8 protein-coding genes are annotated in these 11,458 nt (G+C 37.7%); all 8 read left to right on the top strand.

Going from position 1 to position 11,458, the window contains the following annotated elements:
- Window positions 1-79: 79 nt before the first annotated feature.
- The 8 genes from VPAR_RS05060 to VPAR_RS05025 all read left to right on the top strand — a co-directional run bounded on the left by VPAR_RS05060 (window position 80) and on the right by VPAR_RS05025 (window position 11,368).
- A complete protein-coding gene (locus VPAR_RS05060) occupies window positions 80-1,021 on the top strand; it encodes a manganese-dependent inorganic pyrophosphatase (RefSeq protein WP_012864426.1) in 942 nt (313 codons plus the stop codon).
- 219 nt (window positions 1,022-1,240) lie between these two features.
- Window positions 1,241-3,430: a DNA helicase PcrA gene (pcrA, locus tag VPAR_RS05055; protein ID WP_004695971.1), complete on the top strand. Its 2,190-nt coding sequence runs from the start codon at window positions 1,241-1,243 to the stop codon at window positions 3,428-3,430.
- Window positions 3,431-3,511: 81 nt separating this feature from the next.
- On the top strand, window positions 3,512-5,515 hold the full coding sequence (ligA, locus tag VPAR_RS05050) for an NAD-dependent DNA ligase LigA (protein WP_012864425.1): 2,004 nt from the start codon (window positions 3,512-3,514) through the stop codon (window positions 5,513-5,515).
- A gap of 160 nt (window positions 5,516-5,675) precedes the next feature.
- Window positions 5,676-5,966, top strand: coding sequence for an Asp-tRNA(Asn)/Glu-tRNA(Gln) amidotransferase subunit GatC (gatC, locus tag VPAR_RS05045; protein WP_004695967.1), 291 nt, complete (start codon window positions 5,676-5,678; stop codon window positions 5,964-5,966).
- An 11-nt stretch (window positions 5,967-5,977) separates the two neighbouring features.
- The gene (gene gatA / locus VPAR_RS05040) at window positions 5,978-7,438 is read left to right on the top strand and encodes an Asp-tRNA(Asn)/Glu-tRNA(Gln) amidotransferase subunit GatA (RefSeq protein ID WP_012864424.1); all 1,461 of its coding nucleotides are present in this window, start codon (window positions 5,978-5,980) and stop codon (window positions 7,436-7,438) included.
- Complete coding sequence (gatB, locus tag VPAR_RS05035) at window positions 7,435-8,883, top strand: Asp-tRNA(Asn)/Glu-tRNA(Gln) amidotransferase subunit GatB (RefSeq protein ID WP_012864423.1); 1,449 nt, start codon at window positions 7,435-7,437, stop codon at window positions 8,881-8,883. The genes gatA and gatB overlap by 4 nt, the downstream gene beginning before the upstream one ends.
- Before the next feature lie 166 nt (window positions 8,884-9,049).
- A complete protein-coding gene (locus VPAR_RS05030) occupies window positions 9,050-9,466 on the top strand; it encodes a hypothetical protein (RefSeq protein WP_012864422.1) in 417 nt (138 codons plus the stop codon).
- A gap of 63 nt (window positions 9,467-9,529) precedes the next feature.
- The gene (locus VPAR_RS05025) at window positions 9,530-11,368 is read left to right on the top strand and encodes a B12-binding domain-containing radical SAM protein (RefSeq protein WP_012864421.1); all 1,839 of its coding nucleotides are present in this window, start codon (window positions 9,530-9,532) and stop codon (window positions 11,366-11,368) included.
- The last annotated feature ends 90 nt before the right edge of the window (window positions 11,369-11,458 follow it).

The following is an 11,458-nucleotide window of genomic DNA, read 5'->3' as shown; positions in this document are numbered from 1 at the left end:
TATGATATAATAATATAGTTAAAAATCGGATTGACGTAAGTCGATATTAAGTATGAAATTAATATAAAAGAGGTATATTATGAGTGATGTAAAAACATATGTAGCAGGTCATAAAAGCCCTGATACTGATTCAATTTGTTCTGCTATTTCCTTTGCTAACTTACTAACACAAATGGGGACACCAGCAACTCCAGTCTGTGCAGGTGAAGCTAACAAAGAAACAACATATATTTTGAACCATTTTGGCTTTGCTCACCCTCAAGTTGTTAAAAATTGGGAAGAGTTTGCTCCAGAAGGCGGTAATTTGTATTTAACAGACCATAACGAATCCAAACAAATAATTGATGGCTATAAATCCATGAATATGTGTGGTGTTGTCGATCATCACCGCATTGGTGACTTCGAAACTGATGGACCTGTATTCATGCGTTTAGAACCTGTAGGTTGCTCTAATACAATCATTACTAAGTTGTACATGGAGAATAATCAAGAAATTCCTAAAGGCGTTGCAGGCTTGATGTTATCTGCTATCATTTCTGATACTGTGTTATTCCGTTCTCCAACATGTACAGAAACAGATAAAGAAATGGCTCATAAATTAGCTGAAATCGCTGGCGTAGATATTGAGTCCTATGGGCTAGATATGTTGAAAGCGGGAGCAGATATTTCTGATTTAACTAATGATGATATTGTTCGTACAGACATGAAAGAATTCTCTGAAGCAGGTAAGACTATTTCTATCGGTCAAATTTCTGTTATGGATACAACTGATATATTGGCTAAACAAGGTGAACTAGTACAAGCCTTAGAAGCGCTTCGCAATGCTAATAACTACGATGCATCTTACATCATGATTACAAATATTCTCGATGAGAGTACAACATTGTTGTTTAGTGGCGATGTAGAAGCTGTAGTTACTAAAGCATTTGAAAAAGAAATAAAAGATAATGGTGTATTCTTACCTAATACTATGTCTCGTAAAAAACAAATTGTACCACCAATTCTTGGTGCTATGAAATAGTATACAAACTAAAAAAGAACGTTGCTCGCAACGTTCTTCTTCTCTATTTATAGGGCTTCAAGTATATTGCATGAATATTTTAATTGCTATTATAAATGTGTTTATTTGCATATAATAATTTAGCTTTTAACTATACATACTTATTTCACAGATTTATAAAGATCATTTATGTATATTTGGAGTTTGTATTGCATAAGTAAGGGCAATAGGTGTGTTTCGATGAATTCATTATTAACAGGTTTAAATAAAGAACAACAACAAGCAGTCCAGCATACGGAAGGCCCTTTATTGATTTTAGCTGGTGCTGGATCTGGTAAAACAAAGGTCTTAACAGTTCGTATTGCACATTTATTGGCACAAGGTGTTAATCCTTATGAAATCTTGGCGATTACTTTCACCAATAAAGCGGCGAAAGAAATGAAAAGCCGTGTAGAAGGTCTTGTAGGCGATGTGGCAAATCGTATTTGGCTCAGTACATTCCACAGCTTTTGTGCTAAGTTTTTACGTTTTGAAATAGATAGTTTCTTAGGGTATAACAGCAATTTTACTATCTATGACACATCTGACTCTCAAGCTGTTATTAAGGCCGCATTGAAAGCGTTAAATTTGGATGATAAATACTATCCTGTAGGGGCTATGATTGCTGCCATATCAGATGCTAAGAATAAATTACTTTTTGCTTCTGATTTTAGAAAACAAGCACGAGACTTTTACCAACAAAAGGTAGCTGATGTTTATGAGTATTATGAGCGGGAGTTGCGCAAGAATAATGCATTAGATTTTGATGATCTATTATTAGTAGCCGTTAAATTATTACAGTCTAATGCAACTGTTCTTGATAAATATAGTCATCGTTTCCGTTATGTCATGATTGACGAGTATCAAGATACAAACCATGCACAATATTTATTGGCGAAATTATTAGCTTCACATTGGAAGAATATTGCCGTCGTGGGTGATGCTGATCAAAGTATTTACGCTTGGCGTGGCGCTGATATTCAAAATATCTTAGATTTTGAAAAGGACTATCCTAATTGTACATCTATTAAATTAGAGCAAAACTATCGTTCTACTAAGATTATTCTCGATGCAGCCAATGCTGTTATCGATAATAATGAAGGTCGCCCAGAGAAAAATCTTTGGACCGATAAAATAGAAGGCGCAAAAATTCAGCATTTTACGGCTCAATCCGAACATGAGGAAGCAGCTTTTATCGGTGACACAATCGCTAAAAAACATGATATTCACGATGTTCCATATGGGGATATGGCCATTTTATATCGTACAAACGCCCAGTCTCGTGTCCTTGAAGAAGCACTTATTAAGCGGGCCTTACCCTATACGATGGTAGGGGGCACAAAGTTCTATGATCGTAAAGAAATCAAAGACGTTTTAGCTTATTTACGCGTATTATACAATCCCTTTGATGATTTGAGCTTATTGCGCATCATTAATGTGCCAAAACGGAGTATTGGGGCCACTACAGTTGCTAAACTACAAGACTATGCTCGTGAAAAAGGAACGTCTTTGTTTATGACGCTTACGCAGTTACACTTAATTGATTCTATCAAGGGAAAAACTAAAGAAAAGTTAGAAGAATTCGGTATTCTCATCTTTACTCTTGTTTCTGAAATGGAAGATAAAACTGTACTCGATATCTTAGAGTCTATTCTAGATAGAACAGGTTATTTGGCACAATTAGAAGAGAGTACAGACCCACAAGATCAAGCTCGTGCTGAGAATATTGGTGAGCTTTTATCTGTGGCAAAAGACTTCCAAGATACAAATCCATCTGGTACTGTAGAGGACTTTTTAGAGCAAGTAGCACTTGTTAACGATGTAGACTCCTTCGAACAAGAAGAGGCTAAAGTGACATTGATGACATTACATGCTGCAAAGGGTTTGGAATTTCCTATCGTATTCTTATGTGGGTTGGAAGAAGGTTTATTCCCTCATAGTCGTACCTTGATGAACCCTGAAGAAATTGAAGAGGAACGTCGTCTTGCTTATGTAGGTATTACGCGTGCTGAAAAGGAATTATATATTTCTAATGCCACTACTAGAACCGTATTTGGCCGTACTAGTAGTTATTTACCATCTCGATTTATCGATGAAATTCCCGAAGAATTAGTAGATGGCTTACGTGCTAAGCGTAAAGTGCCTGACGATATTAAACGTCATGTACCCCAACATATGAGTGTTACTAGCCGCCCTGTGACGAAGCCAATTGTTCGTAATGAAGTAATTGCCGACTGGAAGGTGGGCGATACGGCTATTCATAGTAAATGGGGTAATGGTAAAGTAATCAACGTAACTGGTGAAGGGGCGGGTATGAAATTGACTATCGAGTTCCCTACACAAGGTGTACGTGTCGTAATGGCAAAATTTGCGCCTGTTAAAAAGGGATGATTCATCTAATTACGTTTATATTTAAATAGAAAACACATACAATCATATAACTAAATATATTTGTGTATAAAAGGGTGTAAAATGAATCCGAAAGATAGAATTAAAGAGTTGCAACAGGAGCTTACTCATGCGCAGTATTTATACTACGTAAAAGATGCTCCTACTATGAGCGACTTTGAATATGATAAAAAATATCGTGAGCTTGTGGATTTAGAAACAGCTCATCCTGAATATATTGTGCCATCTTCTCCAACACAACGGGTCGGTATGAAGGTAGAAGGCTCTTTTGAAAAGGTCGTTCATGGACGTCCTATGTTAAGCCTCAGTAATGTATTTAATGCTGATGAAGTACGAGCATTTGGAAATCGTGTAGAAAAGGAACTTGGCCATAAGCCATCTTCGTATGTTGTAGAACTAAAAATCGATGGCTTAGCGGTTAATTTACACTATGAAAATGGTATGTTTGTCCGTGCTGTTACGCGTGGTGATGGTCGCGTTGGTGAAGATGTAACAGCTAATGTACGTACCATTAAATCTATTCCATTATTTTTAGATAATGCGCCTGAGTTTATTGAAGTTCGTGGTGAAGCGTATATGCCTCATAGTGAATTTAAACGTATTAATGAAGAACGTGATGAAGAAGGTCTCCCGACCTTCGTAAATCCTCGCAATGCTGCAGCAGGTTCCTTACGACAACAAGACCCAGCTATTACTGCTAACCGGAATCTTGCATTTTTCGCATATGCTATAGGTTCTGAAGTGGGAGCCAATATTCATAGCCAAGAGGAATTGCTTAAGAGCTTAGAGAACTTTAAGTTCTCTGTAAATCCTCATTATCGTGTATGTAAAACAATTGATGAAGTAATTGAAGCCATTGATTATTGGGGTGATAAACGCCATGAACTTCCATATGATACAGATGGAATGGTTATTAAGGTAAATAACTTTGATGATCAAGAGGTTCTTGGTAGCACTGCAAAGGATCCTAAATGGGCCACTGCATACAAGTATCCACCGGAAGAAGTGGAAACAATCCTAAAAGATATTACAATTAATGTAGGCCGTACAGGTGTTCTAACACCTATTGGTGAGCTTGAATCCGTATTTGTATCTGGCACAAACGTAAGCCGTGTCACATTACACAACCAAGATTTCATCAATGAAAAAGACATCCGTATTGGTGACCACGTTATCATTCACAAGGCGGCGGAAATCATTCCAGAAGTTATCCGTGTTGTTCCTGAAAAGCGAAATGGCTCCGAAATTCCTTTTACAATTCCTAATACATGTCCTGTATGTGAATCTCCTGCAGTTCGTCGTGAAGGAGAAGCGGCAGTGCGATGTACGAATAAACATTGTCCAGCCATTGAAAAGGAACAAATTATCCACTTTGCCTCTCGTGATGCTATGAATATCGATGGCCTTGGTCCTAGTATCGTAGAAAATTTAATCAACAACAAGTTAATTACAAATGTGGTTGATTTATATCACTTAACTGTGGATCAACTTGTTACGATGGATCGTATGGGTAAAAAATCTGCAGAAAATTTGGTGAAGGCTATTAATGATTCTAAATCACGCGGTTTGGATCGAGTCTTATATGGTTTAGGAATCCGTTTAATTGGCTCCAAGGCTGCTACCACTATAGCTAATGTGGTCAAATCTATGGAACGGTTCATGACCATTACTAAGGATGAGCTAGTTGCAGTTGAAGAAATCGGGCCCACAATGGCAGATAGCATTATTGAATATCGTCAAGATCCATCACATGTGGCAATTATTGAAGGCTTAACTCAAGCAGGTCTTAAGATGACCGTAGATGTAGTAGAAGCTGCAGGCAATCAATTGGAAGGGGAAATTGTCGTTCTCACAGGCAAACTTGAGGTGATGGGACGCACTGAAGCGGGTAAAATCCTTGAAGCTCATGGGGCTAAGGTTACTGGTTCCGTTTCTAAGAAGACAACACTCGTCGTAGCTGGAGAAGATAGTGGTAGTAAACTCACTAAAGCAAATGAATTGGGTATTCGTGTGTTAAACGAAGAAGAGTTCGTAGAGCTATTAAAAGAACTCGGAGAAGATATTTAATTTTTGATGGGCCCCGTTTTATTAGCATTAATTAGTAAAAAAAGGAATTACTATACCTGATTGCTCCGTCCTACGTAAAGCCGCTGTACAGGTATAGTAATTCCTTTGAAAATAATACATCTATGCTTTATAATAAGTAATTATGAAAGGATGTGTTCCGATGAAAATCAGCCAAGAGGAAATAAAAAAAATCGCCTTGCTTTCACGTTTGGAAGTTAAAGAAGAACATATGGCACATGTAGAAAAAGAGTTGTCCGACATCTTGACCTATGTTGCTGAACTAGATGCATTAGAACTAGATGGTGTTGAACCAATGGCTCATGCTGTACCTTTACACAATGTATTTAGAGAGGATGAAAAGAAACCATCCCTTGATCATGAGTTAGCTTTATCCAATGCTCCAGAAGCAGAAGATGGGTACTTTAAAGTGCCTCGTGTTGTACAAGAATAGGAGATTTTGCTGTGTCGACAATTCATGAATTACATAAAAAACTTGTGAATAAAGAAATCAGTGCCGTTGAATTGACGAATGCTGTTATTGCTCATAAAGCTAAAGTGGAACCGACTGTGCATGCGTACTTGTCAGATTCTCATGACCGTGCTTTAACTATAGCTAAGGTTGTAGACGAAGCAATTGCTAAAGGTGAAGCGATTTCTCCATTAGCTGGTATTCCTGGTGCAATTAAAGATAATATTTGTATCAAAGACGAACTCGCAACTTGTGCGTCTAAAATGTTAGAAAACTTTGTGCCTCCATATAATGCGTCTGTTATCGAGCGCTTACAAGACAATCATTATATTAGCCTTGGTAAACTTAATATGGATGAATTTGCTATGGGCGGTTCTACAGAGAATTCTGCATTAGCAAAAACGACTAATCCATGGAATATTGACTGTGTACCGGGTGGTTCTTCTGGTGGTAGTGCAGCTGCTGTTTCCAGTGGTTCTGCAATTTGGGCTCTCGGTTCTGATACAGGTGGCTCCATTCGTCAACCAGCCTCTTTCTGTGGCGTAGTAGGTTTAAAACCAACCTATGGTAATGTATCCCGTTACGGCCTTATTGCTTTTGCATCTTCTTTAGATCAAATCGGACCTGTTACACGGGATGTAACGGATGCTGCATTGGTATTGAATGCTATTTCTGGTTACGATGCAAAGGATTCTACATCGATTCCAGGTGCTCGTGTGGATTACACTACAGCTCTTGTAAATGATGTAAAAAATCTTAAAATTGGTGTGCCAAAAGAATTCTTTGGTGAAGGTCTCAATAGTGAAGTTCGCAAAGCTATGGAAGAGGCTATCGAAACATATAAAAAATTAGGTGCTGAAATCGTTGAGATTTCCTTGCCTAACTCTAAATATGCGTTGTCTGCATACTATATCATCGCATTGGCAGAGGCAAGCTCCAACTTGGCTCGTTATGACGGCGTAAGCTATGGTATGCGCGTACCTGCAGATAATCTAGTAGACATGTCTACTAAAACTCGTACAGAAGGTTTTGGCCCTGAGGTACAACGTCGTATCTTGTTAGGTACTTATGTATTGAGTGCTGGTTACTATGATGCTTACTATTTGAAAGCATTAAAAGTCCGCCGCCTCATTAAAAATGAATTTGATGAAGCATTCTCCAAAGTGGATTTGATTTTAACACCAACGGCACCTAATACGTCTTATAAATTTGGTGAAAAAGCAAATGACCCATTGGCAATGTATTTAGAAGATATCTGTACGGTACCAGCAAACCTTGCAGGTATTCCAGGCATTAGCATTCCAGCAGGTATGAGCAACAGTAATTTGCCAATCGGCTTACAATTGCTTGGACCTGCTATGGGTGAAGAAACATTGTTACGTGCCGCTTTCACATTTGAACAAGCACGTCCAGACTGTCAATTAGTAGCACCAACTGGGGAGGTTTCTCTATGAGTAGTAAATACGAAACAGTCGTTGGTTTAGAGGTTCATACAGAGCTTAAGACTAAGTCTAAAATCTTCTGTGGTTGTACCACTGAATTCGGCGGTGATCAAAATACACATGTATGCCCAGTGTGCCTTGGCTTACCTGGTGCAATGCCTGTGTTAAATAAACAAGTAGTAGAATTTGCTATTAAAGTAGGTTTAGCATTGAATTGTGAAATCCTTAACTTTAACAAATTTGACCGTAAAAACTACTATTATCCTGATTTGCCTAAAAACTATCAAACATCTCAATATGATTTGCCAATTTGCTTAAATGGTCATTTAGATATTGAGGTTAATGGTGAAACTAAACGCATCGGTATTACCCGTATTCATATGGAAGAGGATGCAGGTAAACTCGTCCATAGTGGCAACACTATTTCCGACTCTAAATCTTCTAATGTTGACTACAACCGTACGGGTGTACCTCTTCTTGAAATCGTATCTGAACCAGATATCCGTTCCGGTGCAGAAGCGAGAGCATACGTTGAGAAATTACGTTCTATTTTGCAATATTTAGAAGTATCTGACGGTCGTATGGAAGAAGGTTCTTTGCGTGGTGACTGTAACGTATCCGTACGTTTACGTGGCACTACAGAATTTGGTACACGTACAGAAACTAAAAATGTGAACTCTTTAACTGCAATTCAAAAAGTTGTTGAATATGAAGCATTGCGTCAAGCTAAGTTAATCGAAGCTGGCGGCAAAGTAGATCAAGAAACACGTACTTGGGATGATGCACAAGGTATCACGCTTGGGATGCGTAAAAAAGACGAAGAAAACGATTACCGTTACTTCCCAGAACCAGATTTGGTACCAATCGTAATTACAGATGAAAAAATCGAAGAAGTACGTCGTGCACTGCCAGAATTACAAGATGCTAAGATTGAACGTTTTGTATCTGAATATGGCTTGTCTCGTGAAGATGCAACTATTCTTACTGTATCCCGTAAAACAGCGGACTTCTTAGATGCTACTGTAAAAGCGGGTGCAGATGCTAAGACTGTTGCTAACTGGATGCTTGGTGACTTGTCCAAGATGATTAATGAAAGCGGTTTAACATTTGCTGAATCCAAGGTAAGTCCTGAAAACTTGGCTGGTATGATTGCCCTAATCGACAAAGGTACAATTTCGGGTAAAATTGCGAAAAAAGTTATCGTATCCATGTGGGAATCCGGCAAGGATGCTGATACTATTGTAAAAGAGGAAGGTCTAGTTCAAATCACAGATACTGGTGCTATTGAAGAAATTGTTAAGCAAGTTATTGCTAATAATCCACAACCAGTAGCAGACTTCAAGAGTGGTAATGGTAAGGCTATAGGCTTCTTAGTTGGTCAAGTTATGAAGGAATCCAAAGGCCGAGCTAATCCTGGAATGGTAAATGAATTACTTAAAAAATTCTTAAATGACTGATATGAGTGTTAATATATATTAGCATTAATCAATATTAAAAAATACAATCCCTTCAGATATATGAGTTTATATCTGAAGGGATTTCTATTTGCCATTATGATGGTAAAATATGGTATAATAAATTGTATAAAATTTATTATTATTTGTTCATATAAAGGAAATACATATGAATGATCAACACAATATAAACAATAATCAATATACATATAGAAATGGTCAATCAGATGATACTTATAGTCGCAGTACTTATTCTGGTGAACCTAATACACGCGTATTATCCGATGATGAGAGACGAGAATTTGATGGTGTAACTATTGAAGAGGTAGGCGATTCCGTCCATGTAGATTCAACGCCAACCAATATCAATGACGAGCAACAATATTACGATGAAAACAATCAATATGAACCGAAAGTTAAGGTGTATAGCTTTACTAGTACAAGCTGGCTTAGTCGAATTGTCTTGTTTATTGTTTTAGCGATTATTTTGGCAGCTGTCGTATTCTTTGGTAGTGTCATTCTTACGGTAGTAACTGTTGTTATTTTAGTGGGTGCTATTATTTCTATTATCTTTAGTCTCTTTTAATGGTATAATACATATATTATGACTAGACGGTGGCTGAGTCATTCGATGATTTAAAGGGGACCTATGAACGTAGTTTTATCCACATTAAATTCAAAATTTATACATTCTTCTCTGGCTTTGCGTTATCTCAAAGCTTATGGGCAGGCTCACGGACAGGCATACGATATAGTAGAATATACTATTAATATGCCTGTTTTACATATTCTTAGTGATATTACAGAGCGCAATATTGATGTATTGGGCTTTGCTTGCTATATCTGGAATATCGAGATGACTTTACATGTAGTAGACATGGTGAAAGCTGTGCGACCAGATATTAAAATTATTTTAGGTGGGCCGGAGGTGTCTTTCACAGCCGATGAAATCTTAAATCGTTGTGCTGCGGTGGACTATGTCGTACAAGGTGAGGGGGAAGAAGCTTTTTATCAACTTATTAGTGCACTAATCGCTGGCAAGGATGGCTTAGAAGAGCAGATTCCTGGCGTACGTGGTCGCCACATTTCTGGCCGACTCCTGGGCTCTACTGATACGGTGGAGGTAAAAGATCTTAGTACCATACCATTCCCTTACGTAGAAGAGGATATGATAGATTTAGAACATAAAATCATCTACTATGAATCCTCTCGAGGGTGCCCATTCTCTTGTCAGTACTGTTTATCTGGCAATAAAAATACAGTTCGCTTTTTCCCGCAGGAAAGAACTTTTAAAGAACTACAGTGGTTTATCGATCATAAGGTAAAACAAGTTAAATTTGTTGATAGAACTTTTAACTGTGCGCCACATCATCATCGACCTATGATGGAATTCATGCGTGATGCTGATACGGAGACGAATTTCCATCTAGAAATGGAACCAGAGCTAATGACGAAATGGGAGACAAATATTCTCTGTGAAACACCACCAGGCCGTATTCAAATTGAGGTAGGGGTTCAAAGTACACATAAGAAAACCTTGGATGCTATTAATCGATATAATGATTGGCCGTATATTCAAAAGGCTATTCGTCCTATTATTGAAGCAGGCCGAACTCATGTGCACATGGATTTAATTGTAGGCCTGCCTTACGAGAATAAACAACGATTTGGATTATCCTTTAATGATCTTTTTAGTTTACAGCCACATGCGTTACAAATTGGTTTTTTAAAACTGTTAAAGGGTTCTGGTGTACGCCGTATGGAAGAGTATCAATACATTAGTGATCCCTTAGCGCCATATGAGGTATTAAGTACTCACGTGCTTCCTTATAGAGATATACGCTTCTTAAAACACTTTGAAGATGTCTTTGAACGCTTTTATAATAGTGAACGATTTAGAACTGTGTTTGGCTATATTGGTAGTAAGCTTATAAAAGAACATACTGATACATCTATAACTGGGGAAAATACAGAAACTAATCATGTACCACCTATGAAAAAGTACGATCCATCTAAAGTGGAGATAAAAAAAGATGCCTTTTCCTATTTCTGTGATATGACACAGGCTTGGCTCGATGCGGGTAATCATAAGATTAATTTAAAAGATATTGACCAAATTGAGTTCTTGTATAATTTCTTCTTAGCTAAAGGCGATACAGTGGCTGCCGAATTATTACAATATGATACACTCGTTAGCTATCGCGGTAAGGTTCGCAGTGAAGCTGTTGGTTTACCGAAGCAGACAAAGGAACTTTTACAAGAAGGGGAAGCATTCTGGCGCAATGAAGAAATTGCATCTCAATATATTCCAAACTATACATTTAAAGAGTGGCGCAAAATTCGCCAACAATATGTAGAAATGCCTATGTCTAAGGACACGGCTAAAGTGTTAGGTATAGAGAATGTACCAAATGTACCTTTTACAGTTGTAATCGACGTAAATAAAGAGGTAAAACCTTTTATACGTCCTGAAATAGAGGCTTGTTAATAGTATAAGAAAATAGTTAGCTAATTTATTGTTAGCCATAAAATACGTAATCTATGATAGTAGAAGTATTATATAACAAGCGATGATTGG

The sequence above is a fragment of the Veillonella parvula DSM 2008 genome (assembly GCF_000024945.1).
GTDB lineage: Bacteria > Bacillota > Negativicutes > Veillonellales > Veillonellaceae > Veillonella > Veillonella parvula.
This window is presented reverse-complemented; position numbering and strand designations above follow the sequence as displayed.

Excerpts from the sequence above, each read along its gene's own strand:
- VPAR_RS05060 (WP_012864426.1), top strand. The coding sequence starts at position 80 with ATGAGTGATGTAAAAACATATGTAGCAGGTCATAAAAGCCCTGATACT.
- pcrA (WP_004695971.1), top strand. The coding sequence starts at position 1,241 with ATGAATTCATTATTAACAGGTTTAAATAAAGAACAACAACAAGCAGTC.
- ligA (WP_012864425.1), top strand. The coding sequence starts at position 3,512 with ATGAATCCGAAAGATAGAATTAAAGAGTTGCAACAGGAGCTTACTCAT.
- gatC (WP_004695967.1), top strand. The coding sequence starts at position 5,676 with ATGAAAATCAGCCAAGAGGAAATAAAAAAAATCGCCTTGCTTTCACGT.
- gatB (WP_012864423.1), top strand. The coding sequence starts at position 7,435 with ATGAGTAGTAAATACGAAACAGTCGTTGGTTTAGAGGTTCATACAGAG.
- VPAR_RS05030 (WP_012864422.1), top strand. The coding sequence starts at position 9,050 with ATGAATGATCAACACAATATAAACAATAATCAATATACATATAGAAAT.
- VPAR_RS05025 (WP_012864421.1), top strand. The coding sequence starts at position 9,530 with ATGAACGTAGTTTTATCCACATTAAATTCAAAATTTATACATTCTTCT.